The sequence below is a fragment of the Nocardia sp. NPDC101769 genome (genome assembly GCF_044766925.1).
In the GTDB taxonomy this organism is placed as follows: domain Bacteria; phylum Actinomycetota; class Actinomycetes; order Mycobacteriales; family Mycobacteriaceae; genus Nocardia.
The window spans coordinates 288027-306767 of the sequence record NZ_JBIWMX010000002.1; the positions used below are offsets into that span (position 1 = coordinate 288027).

Consider the following 18741-nt stretch of genomic DNA (forward strand, 5'->3'; position numbering starts at 1 on the left):
CTGGGCGGTTGATTTGAATGGGGGGTTACGTTTTGCGGTGAGTCGGGGGTTTGGGGTGGCGGGGGTGGGGAGGGGGCAGGAGAATTTCGAGGTCGGGCCGGAGTGCGCGGTCGGGGAGAAAGAGGACCGCTATGGCGGGACGGCGACTGGTGGGGACGGCGCTGATCGGGCGGGTGCGGGCGAAGGTGGCCGAGGATGGGCTGCTGTCGGTGTTGCGGGACATCGGGTTCGTCAGTCTCGGGAAGTACGGGCAGTTCCTGGTGACCGCGGTGACCGTGCCGTTGACCGCGCGGACGCTCGGGGTGAGTGGGGTCGGGCTGCTGGCCATCGGGATGTCGGCGTATTTTCTGGGCTCGCTGCTGGTGGACCTCGGCATCAATACGTTTCTGGCCGCGCTGCTGAACGATGAGGGCCTCGACGAGCTGCGGGGGAGCTATCTCGCGGTGCGGGGCGCGGGGCTGAGCATCATTGCGGTGGCGCTCACGGCCGGGCTCGCCCTCGGCGTCGGCCCGCACCTGCGCATGATCCTGCTGGGGCTGTTCGTGGGCGGGTTCCTGTCCATGTCCGAGGACTGGCTGCTGGTGGGGCAGGCCAGATTCGGGGCCTCGATGACCTATCAGATCGCCGGGCGTGTGGTGTACCTCGTGCTGCTGGTCGCGGTGCTGCCGCGGCTGCCGCACGCCGAGGTGGTGCTGCTGTGCCTGCTGCTGTCGTCGGTGGTCACCGTGGTGCTGACCTGGCGGGACGCCCACACCCGGTTCGGCCGCCCGGGACGCCCCACCAAGGTCGTGATGATCCTGCGCACCGGTGCACCCGTGCTCGCGTCACGGCTGCTGGTGACCAGTTACGGGCAGGGCACCGCCACCGTCTACTCCTCGGTGCTGGACGCCGCGTCGCTCGGGTTGTATTCGGCGAGTGACAAACTCGTGCGCGCGGCGCAGTCGCTGCTCGATCCGATCGGGCTGGCACTGCTGCCCCGCATGGCTCGGGAGCGCACCGATCCGAGTTTCTGGCGGCACGAGATGCGCGCCCTGGCCGTGTGCGTGATCGTGGCGGCCGTCGCGGTGGCGGGGATCTGGGTAACCGCCCCGTTCGCGGTGCAGCTCATCTACGACGACGATTTCCGTGCCGTGGTGCCGATGCTGCGCGTGGAGGTCTGCATCCTGGTCGCCACCGCCACCACCTCGTTCGTTACCACCGCCGTCCTGCCGGTGCGTCAGGACACCATCGGCATCATGATCGGCGCGGTGGTCGGGACAGCGGTAGCGGCCACCGCGCTGCTCCTCACCCTGCGCACCCACTCGGTGTGGACGCTGGTGTGGGGCACGGTGGCCGCCGAATTCTGTGTCGCCGCCTGGTATCTCGCGCGGACCGGTCAGCTGGCCGCGCGCGAGCGGGTTCAGCCGGCGCTACCGGCCACCCACTGATCCCAGCTGAGCGTCCAGTCGCCGTTCTGCCACACCTCGAGCGGCGCCCCGCCGGTATTGTGCACCTCCACCACGTCGCCGGGTTGCGCGAAGTTGAAGAACCACTGCGCGTTCTCGGCATTGAGGTTGAGGCAGCCGTGTGAGGTGTCGGTATTGCCTTGCGCCCACACCGTGGACGCCAGTTCGTGCAGATAGATGCCGTCCGTGCTGATGCGGGTGGCCCAGTTGATGGACTCCTTGTACCCGAGCCGCGAATTGATCGGCAGGCCGTAGGAGGACGAGTCCATGATGACCGGGTTGGCCTTGTCCATGACCGTGTAGGTGCCCGGCATGGTCCAGAACGTGAACGTCTTGCCGGCGATGGTCTCGCTGCCGCCGCGGCCCATGGAAGTGGGCATGGTGCGGATCAGCTGACCGTTCTCGAACACCTGCACCTGATGGGTGTTGTCGTCGGCGATCGACACGTGCGACGGGCCGATGACGAAGTTGGCCTTGGAATCCTCCTGGCCGAACAGGCCGTTGCCGACCTCGACGCCGTAGAGGTTGGCCGCCACGCTCACCTTGGTGCCGGTCTTCCAGTACTCCTTGGGCCGCCAGTGCGCATTTCGGTTGTCCATCCAGTACCAGGCGCCGTCGACCGGCGGATCGGTGGTGACGACCAGACGCTTCTGCGCCGCGGCCCGGTCGGGGATGTCCTCGTCGAAGTGCGCGACGATGACCATGCCCACGCCGTAGCTGTTGCCGTCGACGATCGCCTGCCCGCCCGTGGTGTTCAGATACACCTTGGTCTGGTTCTTCGGCGCGATGGTCGTGAAGCTGGAGGTGACCGGACCGGTTGGACCGGTCACATCCATGCCGGAGGCCTTCAGCGTGTACGTGCGGCTGTAGCCCAGCTGATCGTTCGGCTTCCATGCCGTCTTGTCCGGCGTGTAGGTGCCCTCGATGACCTTGCCGTCCTCATTGGTGAGCGACACATCGGTCAGCACGCCGCTGGAGGTGCTCACCTTCACCGGCGCCGACGGATCCACCTTGTCCGAGCCCTGCGCCGGGGTGATGGTGATGGACTGCGCGACCGGAGTGCGCGGACCCACATTCCCGCTCGGGAGATTGGACGAGCACGCCGTCAGCACCAGCACCAACGCAATCAATGCGCTCGCTGCGGCATTCGTCCGAAAACGGCGGGGTGGCATGGCTTCCCTCCTGTAATCGCCGTGCGCCGCACTGCTGCACAGCATCTTGTTACTGCCCAGCGTAGTAGATTACCCTCCGTTTTCGATCTTCCATCGCCAGGTCATGCTGACGAAATGACAACGATGTGAGAACCGCGCGCGACACGCCGTTGGGCAGTGGTCATTTCAGCGATTGTTCTTTGATAGCGAGTTGCTGTTGACCCTTCTGATACGTGACTTCGCGGATGCCGAGGGCGTCGTGCAACTTGCCCGCGGGCAGCGTCACCGGCTTGGGTGCGGGCCCATCACCGGGTTTCGGCAACGGGTACGCCGTGGTGGTGCCGCTGTAGAACGTCACATTGCCCTCGGTCTTCGTGAACAGTTGGTGCACATGGCCATTGAGGCAGGTGACCGAGGAGAACCGCTTCATATAGCTGAGCGCCTGGGTGGCATCGTCTGTGCCCCAGCCCCATTGGGGATACATGGCGAACAGTGGAATATGGCTGAACACGATGATCGGTGTGTCACTGGACAATCCGGCCACATCCTTCTGCACGAAGTCCAGCTGGTCCTGCCCGAGATGCCCGAGATCCTTGAGATTCAGCGTATTCACCAGTCCGATCACGTGGACGCCGGCGATGTCGAAGCTGTACCAGCCGTTCCCGCGCGTGCCGTTCCCGAAGGTCGACCGGTATCGGGAACCGCCGTCATCACTCGAATCGTGTTCTCCCGGAACGGTGAACACGTGCGGGGTCTTGATCCCCTGCATCATCTGATGGACCTGATCGAACTGCTCGGCCGTGGCCAGATGCGTGAGATCGCCGGTGTGGATGACGAAGTCGGGCTCGTAGCCCAGCGAATTCACCTGCGAGATGGCCTCGGTGAAGGTATCGGTCACGCTGGTGTTGGCGGTACCGGTGAAACCGATGTGGCTGTCACTGACCTGAGCGAACCGCAGCGTGGGCCGGGCGGGCGCGGCCAGCGCGGTGCCGGCCACGTGCGAGACCACCTCGCCGCCCACCACCGCCAGGCCCACCGCCGCGCCGAACCAGGCGGAGTGCCGCATGAGCTGGCGCCGGGTCATCTTCTGTGGATCGCGGGCCGCGTCCTCGTCCTCGAAGTCCGTGTACCGGTCGTCCGGGTTGCGAGTGTTCATTGGGTCACCACCACGGTTGCGTGCATGAAGGGATGGATCGAGCAGACGTAGGCGAAGCTGCCCGCCTTCGAGAAGGTGAAGGTGTAGGTCGCGTTGTTGCCCAGCGTCGGCGAGCGGAAGCTGCCGTCGTCGGCGACCACGGTGTGCGGTTCCTCGTCGTGATTGGTCCAGGTCACCGTGGTACCGACCTTGACGGTCAGCGAGCTGGGCCCGAAGGCGAAATTGTCGATGGTGACGGCATCGGGTCCGGCCGGTGCCGCGGGGACCCCAGCAGCGGACGTGGCCGCCCCCGACGTCGTCATGCCGGGCATGGCCGGACCCGCGCCGTCCGGCACCATGCCGGGCGTGGCGGTGCCGGAAGCGAAGGTGAAGCCGGGGGTGGCATTGTCCGTGGCTTTGCCGCCGCCGCTCGAGCTGCACGCGCTCGCCGTCAGCAGGGCTGCCGCGGCGACGGTGACGGCGACGGCTGCGCGCCGCCGGCTGCGGGTGGGTGTCATGGGGTCCGGGCCTCCATCCGGGATGGTTCCGTTCGCTGCTGCGAACCGGTCATCCATAGATAGGGGCGGGGGTTACAAGGGACAGAAACCGCTGTGCGCGAGCACTATTGGAGGACTAGGCGGGCTCGGTGGGCGCGAAAACCTCGATGGTGCCGTTGTTCTCGCGGACCTGGACGGTGGGCAAGGGCGCGGGCGCCACCGGCAGTTGATGTGTGACCACCTCGCCCTCGATGGAGAAGGAGGTGGAGTGGCACGGGCAGCGCAGGCGCTCGGCCGGGGCGTCGAGCCACAGCTTGCAGCCCTGGTGCGTGCACACGCCGGAAACCGCGACCGGATTTCCCTTGTCGCGGCGCACGAATCCATTGACGGTGCCGACATCGAAGGCGATCGTCGCGCCCTCCGGCAGATCCGAGGAGCGGGCGATCGGCAGCCACGCGCCGGTATTGGGGGACAGCGGGGCCTGCTTCGCGGCGGGCGGGGAGCCAGGCTGCCCGTGCCCGATCAGGGTCCGATCCACCACCGCCCCGACCGTGGCGGCGGCCGCGGCCGCGGAGGTGCCGATCAACAGGTTCCGGCGGCGGTAACCGTTCGCCGAGTGCGGGGGGGTCGGCTCGTCGTCCATCTCGGCCGCGAGCCGGCGCTGCAGACTGCTCAGGAACTCCTCGCTGGGCGCGTCACTGCCCAGGCGCGCGGCCCGCAGTTCGATGGCCGTGCGCATCTCCTCGGCCTCGGCCTCATCGGGCCGGAAGCCCGTGGACTTCTTGCCGGCCAGTAGTTCGTCGACGAACCGCCGCACTTCCCGCCCGCTCACCGCACACCTCGCTCATTCAGCTGGGACGCCATCTGCAACGCCCGATGCTGCAACACCTTCGCATTCGCCACCGTCACACCGAGGCTCTGCGCCGACTCCCGGACCGAAAGACCCTGGAGGAAGCGCAGTTCCAGAATGCGGCGGTAGCGGTCCGGGAGTTCGGCCAGCACCGCCTCGGCGCGGGCCTCCGCCCCGGAGTCGTGGAACTCCTCGGGCGGTTCGTCGGGGATATCGCCCTCGATGGCGGTGATCTCCCGGCCCATCCGCGCCTTCCAGTGCGCGGCCAGCACCGTGCGCGCGGTGGCGCGCAGGTAGGCCCGCACCTCGGGTGCGCTCGCCGTGATGCGCAGCGGTTTGAGCGCTGCCGTGAACACCTCGGCGGTGAGATCCTCGGCGTCGGCGCGGTTGCCGACCTTGCCGAACATCAACGCGTACACCCAGGTGACATTGTCCCGGTACACCGCTTCCCAGCCTGCGTAGCTGTCACCGGACACCAGCCGCAACTCCCGACCCGAGCTCGAGCTCGTGACAGGCTGCGTCCGGTGCCCGGTTTCGACCCGTCGCACCATGAACCGCCGCTTCCCGCATCCAACGAATACATCGACGCGTGTTCACGTCTGTCAGTAGATAGCTGCTGTGGTTACAGCGGAGACGTTTCGGCGGTATCGGAGCGAATTCGTCCCGGGCGGATCCGGCCGGATCCACCCGGGACGTACGCTGACCGCGCCGTCAGCGCACGGGTCGCAGGAGATCACCCCGCAGCACGCCGTGCACGGTCTTGGCGGCGACCACGGCCCACACGGCGACCAGCAGTGCGTACAGGCCCACGGCGGCGACGGCGAGCAGGTCGGCGCCGGTGTGCTGGTAGAGGGCGGTGCTGCCGGTGACACAGCAGCCGAGCGGGAAGGTGAAGCCCCACCAGGTCAGGTTGAACGGCATGGAGGTGCGGGCGTGCCGGGTGACGGCAATGGCCAGTGCCAGCCACAGCATGGCGAATCCCCAGGTGGGAACGCCGTAGAGGACAGCGAAGACATCGAGCCCGGCGGCGGTGCGTTCATCCACGACGCTGGGGGCGACGTTGGCCAGGCTGCCCGCGGCGGTCACCGACTGGCCCAGGGGACCGAGCACCAGCCAGACGGTGGCGACCATCCCGGCCGGCAGCAGGCCGTGATGCAGCAGCCGCGACCAGATCAGGGTGATGGTGACCAGCGAGGCGATCAGGCTCAGTCCGAACATGGCCAGACAGGCCACGAACATGGTCAGCCGCAGCTGCCCGGCCGGAGTGTGCGGCACCAGCAGTGCGCCCAGCGCGGCGGACACCATCGGCGGCACCACGGGCATCAACCAGCCGCCGAAGGCCGAGTCGGGATCGAAAGTGTGCCGGGTGATCATCCGGTAGGGAATGGCGGCCGCGGTCATCAGGCCGAAAACCGTTCCGGCCGACCACAACACCCAGTCGACGGTCACGGCGGCGGTCAGCCCGATGACGTCCTTGCCGAGCATCAGGGTGCCCGCGCCGACGGTGAGCAGGGCCATCGGCAGCGCGCCGTAGAACTGCATCATGATCGGGTGCAGCCCGTGCCCGCGCGCTTCCTCGGGATACCGCCGCCAGTGCAGGACCCATGCTCCGGCCAGCACGGTCAGCAACAGCGCGGCCAGCGCCCACACCACGGTGCCGGCGGCCCGCAAGCCCGGGAACTGCAACGGCAGCGTCGCGGCGGCATTGCCGATGATGCCGGTACCCATCACCACGGCGAACCAGTTCGGCGCCAGGTACCGCAGCGGCTCCCGCTGACCCGCCCGCGCCGCGGTGGAGGCGTCCACCCGCGCGGCGGAAGCAGCATCGGCGGTCCTGCGAAAGGTCACTGTGGTCATGCCTCAACCCTCGCGTGACCGGCTTTCCCCCGGTAGCACCCACAATTCGATGCATCCATAGACCTGTTCTATGCCCCACAGGTCGGGCCTATGACCCTCGCCGGCCGTTCCGGTGTGGACGACCGCGACCCGGTGGTCGCCCCATCGACCGGACCTGCGCCTCGCCGGAGGCAAGCGAGGGCTGCCACCGCCGAGACGGGATCGAACAACCTCAGCGGGTAACTACGGCGGTCAGGCGGTGGGCGGAGAGGATTTACGCAGCACGTCGAGGAAGGCGCGCATCCACTGCGGATGGTCGGGCCACGCGCGCCCGGTGATCAGATTGCCGTCGACATGGTCCGGGCTGTCGACCCATTGCCCTCCGGCCGCCACCACATCGGGTTCGAGCGCCGGGTAACTGCTCGAGGATCGATCCCGCAGCACCCCCGCTGCGGCCAGGATCAGCGGTCCATGACACAGCGCCGCGATCGGCTTGTCCGTTTCCGCGAAGTGCTGGACGATCCGCCGGCAGTCCTGATCCCCGCGCAAGTACTCCGGTGCCCGCCCACCCGGAATCACCAGCGCCGCATACCGACTCGGATCAACCTCCGCGAACGCCAGGTCGGCGGGCCAGGTCCGCCCCAGCTTCTCGGTGTAGGTGTCGAACCCCTCGGTGAAGTCATGAACCACGAACTGCAGCCGTTTCCGAGCCGGAGCCGCGATATCGACCTCGTACCCCTCTTCCAGCAGTCGCTGATAGGGATACATCACCTCGAGGTCCTCGGCGGCATCCCCGGTGATCAAGAGCACCTTCGTCATGGCGCACCTCCCAGAGAATGGTATCGACACCGTTCATCGCCCAGCCCCTTTTCGCGACACCTGATCGTCGTCATCAGGTGACATGGCCCGAAGCTGAACGTCCGAGGACGCGCATGCCCGTTTCGTCAATAGTTCGCTACCGATCTCATATCCGATCGATAGGAAACGATGATGTGGCGATTGCGTGCATCGAATACGAGGTGGTGTACGGGATCTGAATGATCGGTATGACATGAACCGGAGATGCCCGGGAAGTACGCTAATAATTAGCTACTGCGCGGGCTTGGCCTTGGTTCGGTGGATCTCGTCCGGCAGGCCGCCAAGCCCGGACCCGAAGTCCCCCTGGGCAACTGGCTGCCGATCCCATCGTCCGGGACGTTCGATCTCGCCATGTGTCTGTACGCACCGCGCGACAATGCCGCCAATGGAAGCTGGCGGCCGCTCGCCCTCACCCCGACCAGCAGAACCAGCGAGCATGCGGGGATGAGCGCAGGCCAGGAGTCTCGTTCATGCCGGCCTCGTCGCAGTCGGGCCACCGAGGCGCGAGACCCGTTGTGATGGGGGGGAATCGCGCAGCCCGTGGTGTCACCGGGGAGTTCAGCCGACAATCGAGGCGCGGCGATCCGGCGGCGCCGGGCGCAGGTGACGGACGACGGCCAGGTCGGTGGGCTGGGCATGGCGGGTGTCGTAACGGTCGAAGACCGCGGCCAATTCCGGTGACCAGCGGGCGAATTCGGCGCGGATGGGCCCGTCGGTTTCCAATTGGCACACCACGCCCAGCGCGGTCAGGAAGCAGCGCGCGAACGGGGTGAAGTACGCGGGCATGTCCAGTTGCCGGTGGACATTGGACAACCGCGGTGCCAGCACCGAGCGGACGTGGCCGCGCAGCCAGGCGGTGGTGAGCCGGAAGGTCGGCACGGTGAGCGGTTCGCCGACCGCGTCGAGACCCTCGGCCAGGGCGGCCACGTCGTAGTTGCGTCCGGGTCGCACGAAGCCGTGCCGTCGCACCGCCGCGTCCAATTCCGCTATGCCGCCGTTGAACGCGGCCTCCATCACCTCGCCCACCAGTTCCTCGAAGCCCGGGGGCGGCCAGGGCGTGCAGGCCCCGAAATCCACCACGCCCAGCCGCCCGTCGGGCAGCACCCGGAAGTTGCCCGGGTGCGGGTCGCAGTACAGCAGGCCGGTGCGCGACCAGGTCGACAGCAGGAAGCGGATGATGAGCATCCCGACCCGGCTGCGCTCCTCGGGCGCACCGGATTCGATGATCCGCGAAACCGGTGTGCCGGTGAGCCATTCGGTCACGATCACATCGCCACGCTGCGTGATCACGCCGGGCACCACGAAATCCGGATCGTCCGCGTACGCCTCGGCGAAACGCCGCTGATGGTCGGCCTCGGCCGCATAGTCGAGTTCGTCGGCCACACAGGTGCAGATGGCCTCGGTCACCGCGGGCACGTCCGCGCCGGGCGCGAACACCGTGGCCAGCACCGAAAGTCGGCGCAGCTGTTCCAGATCGGCGAGTACCGCCTGGTGCGCGCCCGGATACATGACCTTGACCGCCACCGGCCGCCCGTCGCGCCACACCGCGTGATGCACCTGTCCGATGGAGGCCGCCGCGGCCCGCCGATCGTCGAATTCGGTGAAGTGCCGGCGCCAGTTCTCGCCCATGCCCGCGGCCATGGCCTCGTACACGGTGCCGGGCAGCATGATGGGCACAGCATCCTGCAGCTGGGTGAGCGCGGTCCGATACGGCGATGCGATCTCCGACGGCAGCGCGAGCTCGTAGAGCGAGAGCAGCTGCCCGAGTTTGGTGGCGCAGCCCTTCAATTCGCCGAGCACCTCGAAAATGTGCTGGGCGGTGCGCATTCGGATCTCGAAGTCCACCTCGGCCGCGGATCGGCCGAGGGCCCGCTTGCCGACCCCGGCGGCCTGCCGGCCCGCGAATGCGACCGGAAGGCCGGCGATTCGCGCATTGCGGACCGCGCCGCGAACCGGCGGCCTGCCCCCGTCGCCCCCCGACCGTTCCCCGATACGCCGAATCGACATTGCTCACCTCGTCGTGTGCGCGGCACCGCGCCGGCGTCCGGTATGGCCCTCACCAGGTCCGATGGGTGGCCGCCACGGCGCATGCACGTGCAGTTTGGCACACGAAAGTCTAAACTGTCTGGGACGTATCCGAAAGTTGTCGAAAGGTGACAGGATGGGTGCCCAGACGGTCGTGTCCGATGTCGCGGACGAGCTCGCTCGCCGCGTCGCGACCGGTGAGTACGCGCCCGGTGATCTGATGCCGTCGGTCCGCCAGGTCGCCGAGGAATTCGATATGAACCGGGCCACAGCGCAATTGGTGCTGGGCCGTCTGGAGTCCTACGGTTTCGTGGACGCGCATCGCGGCCGCGGTTTCACCGTCCGGGATGTGCGCCGTGCGGGCGGGGTGGATGTGTATCGGCGGTTGTTCCGGCTGTCCATGCACGCGCCCGAGATGGCGGCGGAGATGTTCGGCAATATTGTGGCGGCCGAGCGCGCCATCGTGCTGGAGGCACTGCTCGACTACACCGCCGCCGAGCGCGGCATCGAGCCCGCGGTGCTGACCGCCGCGGTCGATGAACTCGAAACCCAGGCCCGCAGCGCCGAACCCGATCACACCCGCATGCTCGAGCTCGAGGCCGGCCTGGTGCGCCTGGTGCTCACCGATCTGGGCCACACCATGCAGCGCGCGGTGCTCAATTCGGTGGGGGAGATGCTGTTCGAGGTGCCGAAGGCGGTGGAGGCGTACTTCGCGGTCTCCGCCGATCTGCACGTACTGGTGTGGCGGGCGCTGCTGGCGGTGTGGGAATCCACGGCCGGTCCGTCCCAGGCGCAGCTGGCGCTGTTCGAGGATCTGTTCGCCATGTACCACGAGAAGGTGCTGGCCAGATTCGACGAATTGCTCGGTAAGGGCCTGGATTCCGCGGTGCACCGGCAGAGCGCGTCCGCCTGATCAGACGGCGGTCGCCATGGCCGCCGCCACGAGCGTGCCGATGATGGCCAGCGCTAGCACCGCCAGGATCACCCGGTTGCCTTTGGTGGGTGGCTCGGCGGGTGGATGGACGGTCATGGATCTGTCTCCTCATCGATATGGGTTGTGGAGGCCATCGTATTCCGGCGGCTCCCAATATGTTTGGAGTCCTCGACGTTGGGGCGTTATCGCGGCCGCTTCCCGGGCCATTCCGAGGAAAACGTGGTGGTCGATGACGAACCGCACCACAATCCACGAGGACGGCGAAGACGTGGACGCTGCCGCGCGGAGTGGACCGGCGCACCGTCCTGTCGCGGCGATCGCTCCCGCTGCGACGACGATGATAACGATGATGGCGGCGAGCATGATGGACTCTCTTCCCGGGGATTGTCCCAGACAAAATGGAGTCGGGATCTGGTCCCGGCTGGTCCACTCCGCTCGCGGAACTGCGCCGTCCCTTGTGGCGAGGTACATTGTCTCAGACGGAAATTCGAGGAGGAGAACGACCGTATGACCGAGGCGCTGCCCAACCGGCCGACCGTGACCAGCCCGCCCCTGCTCGCCCGCCGCTGGACCATCGACGACATCCCCGACCAGACCGGCCGGACCGCCGTGGTCACCGGCGCCAACAGCGGACTCGGCCTGCGCACCGCGGAAGCCCTGGCCGCCAAGGGCGCCCACGTACTGCTCGCCTGCCGCAACGAGCTCAAGGCCGCAGCGGCACTGGAGCAGGTGAGTGCCGCGGCCACCGGCGCCGAACCCGAAGTGCTGCCGCTGGATCTGGCCGACCTGACCTCCATCCGCCGCGCCGCCGACCACCTCGACGTACGTGGCACACCCATCGACATCCTGGTCAACAATGCGGGCGTGATGGCCCTGCCACGGCATCAGCGCACCGCCGACGGCTTCGACGCGCAGTTCGGCACCAATCACCTGGGCCACTACGCATTGACCGGACTCCTGCTGCCCCAGTTGCTACGCGCGCCCGAAGCTCGCGTGGTGACCGTGTCGTCCATCGCCGCCTGGGGCGGCCTGATCAACTGGCTCGATCCGAATTGGCGTGTGGTGTACAGCCGTTGGCTGGCCTACAGTCAATCCAAACTCGCCAACCTCTTGTTCACCGCCGAATTGCAGCGTAGGGCCCGCGCCGCCGGGTCGACGCTGACCGCAGTGGCCGCGCATCCGGGCCTGTCGGCGACGAATCTCTACGATTCCGGTCCGGAAAAAGGTGTGGCGGCGGCCTTCGCGGCCATCCAGCAGCGAATGCTGTTCTCGCTGGGGCAATCCGACGCCAAGGGCGCCCTGCCGCAACTGTATGCGGCGACCATGCCCGGCCTGGCCGGCAACTCCTACTGCGGCCCGGCCTTCGAGGCCTTCGGGTATCCCCGTCGCACCCTGCGAAATCCCCTCGCCTACAGCCGATTCCAGGCCCGTAAGCTCTGGGGGCTCAGCGCAGAGCTGACCGACGTCGACTACCGGTGGGCCTGAGGGGCGGCCGGGACTAGGACGGGTAGACCGCGATCTCGATGAGATTCCCGTCGAGATCGCGGCAGTAGTGCGAGACCATCTCACCCAGCGCGCCGATCTTGACCACCGGGCCGTTGACGATCTCGACCCCGCACGCGGTCAGGTGCTCCGCGACCGCCTCGGGCGCGGCCGTGGTCACAAAGCAGAGGTCCTGTGCCCCAGCGGCTTCGGTGACCCCGGTGGTCCAGTTCGGATCGGTGTCCAGCGCGCCGACCGGCCGAAGATTGATCTTCTGATTCCCGAAGGTGAGCGCGAGCCGTCCGGCGGGGCCGAACCGCTCCACGCTCATGCCCAGCACGCGGGCATACCAGTCGGCTGTCGCCACCGGGTCGAGACAGTTGATGACCACATGATCGAAACGGTCCACGGTGAATGCCATATCCGCATTCTCGGTGGGTTCCGCAACAAGATCAACGGCGGCGCAACAGCATTCCGCGAATGTAGGCCGCCTGACCGGAATGCTGGATGTCGTCGTCGACCACGCTGATCAAGCGGACTCCCAGGGTGACCGGCGGATCCCAGCGGGTGTCGACGATGCGGGGGAGATCGGCGTCGGTGAGCGTGGACACATACCCGATGGTCTGGTCGTGCACCGCGTCGAAGTAGCCGAGCAGCAGGTCGGCGGAAACGCCGTCCAGCCGCGCCACTTCGGCGGAACTGTGCGCGTATCCGGTGGCGGAATCGTCGAAGGGCAGGTCGAATCGCTTCACCCAGCCCTGGGCCGTCCACACCTGTTCGAGGCCCGCCACGTCCGCGATGTGATCGTCCTGCACGCGGGTCAGATGCCAGATCAGCCAGGCGATGGAATTGGAATCCCCGTCCGGCCGCGCGGCCAGTTCGACCGGGGTGAGCCCGGCCACCGCGCCGTGCACGTTCTCCTTGATCCGCCCGAATGAGTCCACCAGCAAGTCAGCGCTCGTCATGCACTCATCCAATCACCACGGGCCGGAGGTTGTTCCGAGGCGCGCGCCCAGTCCGGAACCCAAGTGCCGGGACGGTCCACGACCGCGCCGGCCAGATGGCCGCGCAGCGCGGCCAGGGTGGGATGGGGGTCCGCGGTGCGCTGGAGCAGGGAGTGCGGATAGACGGGCGTGGGGTCACGCAGCGGCACCCGCCGCAGACCGTGGGTGTCCGGCCAGAGGAAACGGGTGTCCTCGCCGACCAGCGTCGCGACCTCCGGGGAATCGGCGACCGCGTCCAGGAGCGGCTCCAGACCGAAATTCGGGCCGACCGAATCGATAGTGAGCTCGAAGGCCGCGGCGAGTGACGCGTAATAGGCGGACCATTCGGTACCGCTCACCAGGCTCGGCATCCAGATGCGATGGCCGGCCAGATCTTCCGGCGACAACGTCCGCGCCTTGGCCAGCCGGTGGGCTGGGCCGACGAGCAGCTCCAGCGGCTCGTCGAAGATCGGCGTGGCCTCGAGGCCCTCGGGGAGTGCATGCCCCGGCGCGGGCACACAGCGGAACGCGGCGTCCACCGAGCCCTCCAGCAGCGCCTCCATGGCCGCGCCGGCGTGCGGGAGCCGCACCACGTCCAGTTCGAAATCTGGATGGGCGCGGTGGAAGTCGCGCAGCAGCCCGGCCGGGGCGAGCTGGCGACCCACCACATCCACGCGCAGCGCCCGCCGGCCCGGGCTCACCGAGGCCAGGGCGCGTTCGGCGGTGTGGAGCAGGGTGCGGGCATGGGGAAGGAAGGCCTGCCCGTCGAGGGTCAGGCGGGCGCCGCGCGCCGTGCGGGTGAACAACCGGGCGCCCAACGTCTTCTCCAGGGCCGCAATGCGTTTCGAGACCGCCTGCTGGCTGATGGACAGATCCGTGGCGGCGTCCTGGAAACGTTCCGCGTCCGCCACCGCGACGAAGGTGCGCACGGCCTCGAGATCCATGCGACGAGAGTATGCGCACAACGTCCGGTTGTGGCTCGCGGGCGGCTCGGTTGTTTGATCCCGAGGTCGCGGGTCTGCTTCGATCTTGCCGGACAACGACGGCGGGACAGCACGAGGCGGGCGGTATGACGGGCAGGCGGTCACTGGGACGCGGGTTCGGCTGGTTGTGGACGGCCTTCGCAGTGAGCACGGCGGGATCGTGGCTGGCCTTCGACGCCTTCCCGTTGATCGCGGTGCTGGTCCTGCACGCCGGGCCCGGGCAGGTGTCGCTGCTGGCGGCCGCCGGACTGGCGGTGGGCGCGGTGGTGGCGATACCGCTGGGACCGTGGATGGAATTCCGGCGCAAACGGCCGGTGATGATCGGCACCGATGTGGTGCGCTTCGCGGTGGTGCTGAGCGTGCCGCTGGCATTCGTGGCGGGCGTGCTGAGTTTCGCGCAGCTGGTGGTGGTTTCGGTGATCGTCGCGGCCTCGGACATCGCATTCCGGGCGGCGTCGGGGGCATACCTGAAAACCCTGCTGCCCAAGGAGGACCTGCTCCTGGCGAACGGGCGATTCGAATCGACCATGTGGACGGCGAGCGTGCTGGGCCCGCCGCTCGGGGGCGCGGCGATCGGGATCTTCGGACCGGTGGTCACCGTGGCGGCAAATGCCGTCAGCTTCCTGTTGTCCGCGTTGGGAATTCGGGCCATCGGCGGCGGCGAGCCGCAGCCCGCGCCGAGCGGGAGCGGCGGCTTCCGGATGGGCGACCTGGTCGAGGGCTGGCGATACATCCTGACCCACCGCGTGCTGCGGCCGTTGTTCGTCAACACGATCCTGGTCAACGGCCTGATCCTGGCGACCTCACCGCTGCTGGCCGTCATCATGCTGCGCGATCTCGGCTTCGCGCCCTGGCAGTACGGGCTCGCGTTCGGCATTCCCTGCCTCGGTGGCCTGATCGGCTCGCGGCTGGCGACACCGCTGGTCGGCCGGTTCGGTCAGCGCCGGGTGCTGGTCGCCGCCGGGATCCTGCGTGCCTGCTGGGTGCCCGCCCTCGCCGGCATCGGCCCTGGCCTCGCCGGCCTGCTGGTGGTGATCGTGGTGGAATTCGGCCTCATCACCTGCTGCGGAGTCTTCAATCCGGTCTACGCGACCTTCCGCCTCGAACACGCCGTACCCGACCGCACCACGCGCATGCTCTCGGCCTGGTCGATCACCAGCAACATGAATACCGCGGCAATGACGGCCCTCTGGGGCGTACTCGCCGCCCTCACCGGCCCTCGCATGGCCATCGCTCTCGCCGGCCTACTCATGCTCGCCACAATTCCGCTGTTGCGCCCCAAGCGTTTTCCCGACCTCCCCGTCGTCGAGCCCGTGGCCGCCGCTACAAGCTGAAGGCGATCGTGCGCAGCACGAGGACCGCGATGAACACCACGGTGAAGGCGAGATCGATCGAGACGCCGCCGAGCCGGACCGGCTTCAGGACCTTGCGTACCGGCGCGATCACCGGCTCGGTGAGGCGATGGACGACGTCCCGAGCCTTCCGCAGGGCCGGTGGGGTGTCGCCGAGCACGCCGATCCAGTCGATGATGAGGCGGGCTATCAGCAGCAGCATGAACAGCGTCAGGGCGAGCCCGAGCAGGGAACCGAGGAATGACATGGCGAACTCCTTCGTAGTGGCCGCCCTCAGGCTGATCAACGCCGCAACATCGTCGAAAGTGCCCTCATCGTCGGCCATGATCGGAAGGTTCGGCGGCGGGCTCGCCGCAGCCGTGCGAGAATCTGGGCTGCTGCTCGCCCAGCTCACCCCGAGATCGCACAAGGAGTCGCCGTGAGCAAGAAGTACCTGGCCGGCCTGCCCCTGGCCGTCGCCGCGATGTCATCGGCCCTGGCGTCTGTCGATGCCGCGTCCGCCCAGGCCGCCGTCCCGACCTACACCTGTACCGCGCAGACGTGGGCGGGAGACCAGCTGCCCGCGGTGACGGTCGACGCCAAACACGGGAAGTATCAGGCGCAGGGCGTCGCGCAGACCAAGTGGGGCGGGGTCGCCAAGTTCGCGACCATCGACTGCAAGATCGACAACTGATACCGCGAGATCGGTAACCGATTCCGGGCCGCGCTCAAATGGCGCGGCGGTGGTTCAGATAGGCGAAGGAAGCGAGGCCCAGCGGGATCTGGCACCAGAAGGTGAGGAGCCGGAATCCCAGGGCCGCGCCGACCGCCACCCCGCCGGTCAGGCCCGCGACGGCGGTGAGACCTGCCGCGATGGTGATCTCCTTGGTGGCGACCCCGTTGGGGGAGGGCAACAGCGGGGCCAGCGCCACGGTCACCAGTTCCACCACGAAAGTGTCGGGCAGGCTGAGGTTCGCGCCGACCGCGTGCAGCACCGCCCACAGCGCCACCACCATGAGCAGCGGCTGGATCAGCGCACAGATCCATAGGGCGGCCGCACGGCGGGGACGGACAGCGGTGGCCGCTACCGATTTCCAGGCCAGTTCGGCATCCGAGCGCGCGTGCCGCATGCGGGCGGGTAGCTGCCGCCAGCCGCCGTGCGCCTGCATCCGGCGGTTCATGGCCCGGCCGGTCACCGCCAGAACGATGCCTCCCACGAGTACGGCGATGATCATGATCGCGGCTGTGTGCCAGAGATTTCCCCCGATCAAGTGGTGCCACCACGCCGAAGCGCGGGTACCCAGGTCGTGCCACGGGGGTTGCGCGCCATTGCGGCTCATCAGGCCCGGCGCGGCCAGCGCCGCGATCACCACCAGCGGAACCCGCACCATCAGCGCGGCGAATCCCATCAGCGCGATGGACGCCACCGCGCCGGTGTGACTGAGTCCGGTGCGGCGCAGAAACCGCATCCGCAGCAGCAGTGAGGCCGCGGGCACCAGGCCGATGGCGGGCACCGCGAGCTGGAGGGCGAACAGCTGCCGGGCGGAGGTTTCGGCGGGTATCGAACCGCGCAGCATGAAAACCGAGGTAGGCCAGAGGGCGAGAGTGGCGAGTGCGGCCAGGAGCAGCCAGCGCGGGTCGGCTCCGGCGAGGGCGTGGACGCCGGTCAGGACCGCATTGCGCTGCCAGACCGCCGCGGCCATCACCAGCACGGTGAAGACGATGGTGGGTAGTGCCTTTCTCGCAGATGCGGGAACGGCCGCCATCTGCCCTCCTCAGGTATCGCAGATATCTTTTTCGCCGGTGAATCGCATTTGCGCAGATCAACATCGATGCGGTCGGTGGCGCGTGAATTCGCGTTGCCCGGTTGGTCCGTGGCGTGTTGCCGGGGACCCGCCTCCTGATCACGGCGCTGCCGGATCCGGCGTTTCCTATCGGACTGGTTGTTCTGCTGGCGTGTGTAGCCGGCACCTGGCGGGCGAGGACTACCTGGTCCGGACCGCAGTCGCGGACCATCGGTGATTCGAACCGAAGGCAATGGGATTGCCGGGTTCATTGAACACGATTTTAAGATCGAAAACGAGTCCGGTGTCGTAGACGGAGAAAATCTGGCCTGCCCACCGGTGTCGGTCACCCGGATTCCGGCAATCGACAGAACGGTCGTCTTCCAAGAGCGCCACGGCGATTCGCCGCAGATCCGGGTAGGCTCGCTGGCAATGGGGAGTGCCGGGATCAAGTCGTAGGGCAGGTACATGCCGTGGCGAATTCCATGACCGCGAGCGAAGTGCTTGCCGAACTCGAACCGGTGGCGGACGCGAATCTCAACCGCCACCTCTCGCTGGCCAAGGAGTGGCACCCGCACGACTATGTGCCCTGGGACGAGGGGCGCAACTTCGCCGCCCTGGGCGGGATCGACTGGGAACCCGGGCAATCCCGGCTCAGCGAGGCGGCGCGGGCCGCCATGATCACCAACCTGCTCACCGAGGACAATCTGCCCTCCTACCACCGGCTCATCTCCGAATCATTCACCCGCGAGCGCGCCTGGGGCACCTGGGTGGATCGCTGGACCGCCGAGGAGAACCGGCACGGGATCGCCATCCGCGACTACCTGGTGGTCACCCGCGGCGTCGATCCGGTGGCGCTCGAGCACGCCCGCATGATCTGCGTCGGGACCGGTGTCGACAACCCCACCGGCACCGGTGACCACGCCGTTCTGCACGGCGTCGCCTACGTGACGTTCCAGGAGCTGGCCACCCGTGTCTCCCACCGCAATACGGGCAAGGCCTGTCACGACCCCGTGGCCGACCGCCTGCTCGCCCGTATCGCCACCGACGAGAACCTGCACATGGTCTTCTACCGCAATATCTGCGGCGCGGCCCTGGACCTGGTCCCGGACGACGCACTGGCCGCGATCACCGCGGTCATCGAGAACTTCCGCATGCCGGGTGCCGGCATGCCCGACTTCCGCCGCAACAGCGTCCTCATCGCCAAGCACGGCATCTACGATCTGCGCCAGCATCTCGACGAGGTGATCCTCCCGGTGCTGCGCATGTGGAATATCTTCGAGCGCACCGACTTCACCGCGCGCGGCGAGCAGATCCGTGACAGTCTGGCCACGTACCTGGACAAACTCGGCAAGGATGTGGTCCGGTTCGAAGAGCAGCGCGATCGCGCGCTCGCCCGTGATGCCGCCCGCCGGGCCGCCGCCACCTGACACACACCACATGTGAA

At 67.8% G+C, this 18741-nt stretch carries 21 protein-coding genes; 8 read left to right on the forward strand and 13 right to left on the reverse strand.

Annotated features, from left to right (window positions below; all coding sequences use genetic code 11):
* Positions 1-131: 131 nt before the first annotated feature.
* The gene (locus ACIRRA_RS04320) at positions 132-1427 is read left to right on the forward strand and encodes a lipopolysaccharide biosynthesis protein (RefSeq protein ID WP_402762899.1); all 1296 of its coding nucleotides are present in this window, start codon (positions 132-134) and stop codon (positions 1425-1427) included.
* Here ACIRRA_RS04320 and ACIRRA_RS04325 read toward each other — a convergent pair.
* The 7 genes from ACIRRA_RS04325 to ACIRRA_RS04355 all read right to left on the reverse strand — a co-directional run bounded on the left by ACIRRA_RS04325 (position 1400) and on the right by ACIRRA_RS04355 (position 7733).
* Positions 1400-2617, reverse strand: a complete 1218-nt coding sequence (locus ACIRRA_RS04325; RefSeq protein ID WP_402762902.1) for an Ig-like domain-containing protein — start codon at positions 2615-2617, stop codon at positions 1400-1402. The two genes, ACIRRA_RS04320 and ACIRRA_RS04325, sit on opposite strands and share 28 nt — an antisense overlap.
* A gap of 160 nt (positions 2618-2777) precedes the next feature.
* Positions 2778-3680 (reverse strand): metallophosphoesterase family protein, encoded by a 903-nt coding sequence (locus tag ACIRRA_RS04330; protein WP_402763690.1) that lies wholly within the window; start codon positions 3678-3680, stop codon positions 2778-2780.
* Positions 3681-3748: 68 nt separating this feature from the next.
* On the reverse strand, positions 3749-4249 hold the full coding sequence (locus ACIRRA_RS04335) for a cupredoxin family copper-binding protein (protein ID WP_402762905.1): 501 nt from the start codon (positions 4247-4249) through the stop codon (positions 3749-3751).
* Between the two features lie 115 nt (positions 4250-4364).
* Positions 4365-5060: a Rieske (2Fe-2S) protein gene (locus ACIRRA_RS04340; RefSeq protein WP_402762908.1), complete on the reverse strand. Its 696-nt coding sequence runs from the start codon at positions 5058-5060 to the stop codon at positions 4365-4367.
* Positions 5057-5629 carry an RNA polymerase sigma factor gene (locus ACIRRA_RS04345; RefSeq protein ID WP_402762911.1) on the reverse strand — a complete coding sequence of 191 codons (573 nt, stop codon included), beginning with the start codon at positions 5627-5629 and terminating at the stop codon, positions 5057-5059. Before ACIRRA_RS04345 ends, ACIRRA_RS04340 begins: the two co-directional genes overlap by 4 nt.
* A gap of 160 nt (positions 5630-5789) precedes the next feature.
* Positions 5790-6935 carry a TDT family transporter gene (locus ACIRRA_RS04350; RefSeq protein ID WP_402762913.1) on the reverse strand — a complete coding sequence of 382 codons (1146 nt, stop codon included), beginning with the start codon at positions 6933-6935 and terminating at the stop codon, positions 5790-5792.
* 231 nt (positions 6936-7166) lie between these two features.
* Positions 7167-7733 carry a DJ-1/PfpI family protein gene (locus ACIRRA_RS04355; RefSeq protein WP_402762916.1) on the reverse strand — a complete coding sequence of 189 codons (567 nt, stop codon included), beginning with the start codon at positions 7731-7733 and terminating at the stop codon, positions 7167-7169.
* Between the two features lie 297 nt (positions 7734-8030).
* Here ACIRRA_RS04355 and ACIRRA_RS04360 point away from each other — a divergent pair, with 297 nt between their 5' ends.
* Positions 8031-8291: a hypothetical protein gene (locus ACIRRA_RS04360; protein ID WP_402762918.1), complete on the forward strand. Its 261-nt coding sequence runs from the start codon at positions 8031-8033 to the stop codon at positions 8289-8291.
* Positions 8292-8330: 39 nt separating this feature from the next.
* On the opposite strand, the gene ACIRRA_RS04365 is transcribed toward ACIRRA_RS04360, so the two are convergent.
* Positions 8331-9779: an ABC1 kinase family protein gene (locus ACIRRA_RS04365; protein ID WP_402762920.1), complete on the reverse strand. Its 1449-nt coding sequence runs from the start codon at positions 9777-9779 to the stop codon at positions 8331-8333.
* Positions 9780-9933: 154 nt separating this feature from the next.
* Here ACIRRA_RS04365 and ACIRRA_RS04370 point away from each other — a divergent pair, with 154 nt between their 5' ends.
* Together ACIRRA_RS04370 and ACIRRA_RS04375 are read left to right on the forward strand one after the other, a co-directional pair.
* Positions 9934-10710, forward strand: a complete 777-nt coding sequence (locus tag ACIRRA_RS04370; RefSeq protein WP_402762923.1) for a GntR family transcriptional regulator — start codon at positions 9934-9936, stop codon at positions 10708-10710.
* Positions 10711-11238: 528 nt separating this feature from the next.
* On the forward strand, positions 11239-12216 hold the full coding sequence (locus tag ACIRRA_RS04375) for an oxidoreductase (RefSeq protein WP_402762924.1): 978 nt from the start codon (positions 11239-11241) through the stop codon (positions 12214-12216).
* A 13-nt stretch (positions 12217-12229) separates the two neighbouring features.
* Here ACIRRA_RS04375 and ACIRRA_RS04380 read toward each other — a convergent pair whose 3' ends face one another.
* From ACIRRA_RS04380 to ACIRRA_RS04390, 3 genes are read right to left on the reverse strand one after another with little or no spacing between them, the layout of a single operon-like run.
* Positions 12230-12634: a VOC family protein gene (locus ACIRRA_RS04380; RefSeq protein WP_402762926.1), complete on the reverse strand. Its 405-nt coding sequence runs from the start codon at positions 12632-12634 to the stop codon at positions 12230-12232.
* Positions 12635-12665: 31 nt separating this feature from the next.
* Positions 12666-13178 (reverse strand): DUF664 domain-containing protein, encoded by a 513-nt coding sequence (locus ACIRRA_RS04385; RefSeq protein WP_402762928.1) that lies wholly within the window; start codon positions 13176-13178, stop codon positions 12666-12668.
* Positions 13175-14140, reverse strand: a complete 966-nt coding sequence (locus ACIRRA_RS04390) for a LysR family transcriptional regulator (RefSeq protein ID WP_402762929.1) — start codon at positions 14138-14140, stop codon at positions 13175-13177. The genes ACIRRA_RS04385 and ACIRRA_RS04390 overlap by 4 nt, the downstream gene beginning before the upstream one ends.
* A gap of 125 nt (positions 14141-14265) precedes the next feature.
* Here ACIRRA_RS04390 and ACIRRA_RS04395 point away from each other — a divergent pair, with 125 nt between their 5' ends.
* A complete protein-coding gene (locus ACIRRA_RS04395; protein ID WP_402762932.1) occupies positions 14266-15513 on the forward strand; it encodes an MFS transporter in 1248 nt (415 codons plus the stop codon).
* On the opposite strand, the gene ACIRRA_RS04400 is transcribed toward ACIRRA_RS04395, so the two are convergent.
* On the reverse strand, positions 15503-15856 hold the full coding sequence (locus ACIRRA_RS04400; RefSeq protein ID WP_402762935.1) for a YggT family protein: 354 nt from the start codon (positions 15854-15856) through the stop codon (positions 15503-15505). The two genes, ACIRRA_RS04395 and ACIRRA_RS04400, sit on opposite strands and share 11 nt — an antisense overlap.
* Before the next feature lie 93 nt (positions 15857-15949).
* Between ACIRRA_RS04400 and ACIRRA_RS04405 the strand changes: the two genes are divergently transcribed.
* A complete protein-coding gene (locus ACIRRA_RS04405; RefSeq protein WP_402762938.1) occupies positions 15950-16204 on the forward strand; it encodes a hypothetical protein in 255 nt (84 codons plus the stop codon).
* 34 nt (positions 16205-16238) lie between these two features.
* Here ACIRRA_RS04405 and ACIRRA_RS04410 read toward each other — a convergent pair whose 3' ends face one another.
* Complete coding sequence (locus tag ACIRRA_RS04410; RefSeq protein ID WP_402762941.1) at positions 16239-17276, reverse strand: YbhN family protein; 1038 nt, start codon at positions 17274-17276, stop codon at positions 16239-16241.
* Between the two features lie 252 nt (positions 17277-17528).
* Here ACIRRA_RS04410 and ACIRRA_RS04415 point away from each other — a divergent pair, with 252 nt between their 5' ends.
* Together ACIRRA_RS04415 and ACIRRA_RS04420 are read left to right on the forward strand one after the other, a co-directional pair.
* A complete protein-coding gene (locus ACIRRA_RS04415; RefSeq protein ID WP_402762944.1) occupies positions 17529-17753 on the forward strand; it encodes a hypothetical protein in 225 nt (74 codons plus the stop codon).
* A gap of 26 nt (positions 17754-17779) precedes the next feature.
* Entirely contained in the window at positions 17780-18724 is a 945-nt protein-coding gene (locus ACIRRA_RS04420) for an acyl-ACP desaturase (RefSeq protein WP_402762947.1), read from the forward strand.
* The last annotated feature ends 17 nt before the right edge of the window (positions 18725-18741 follow it).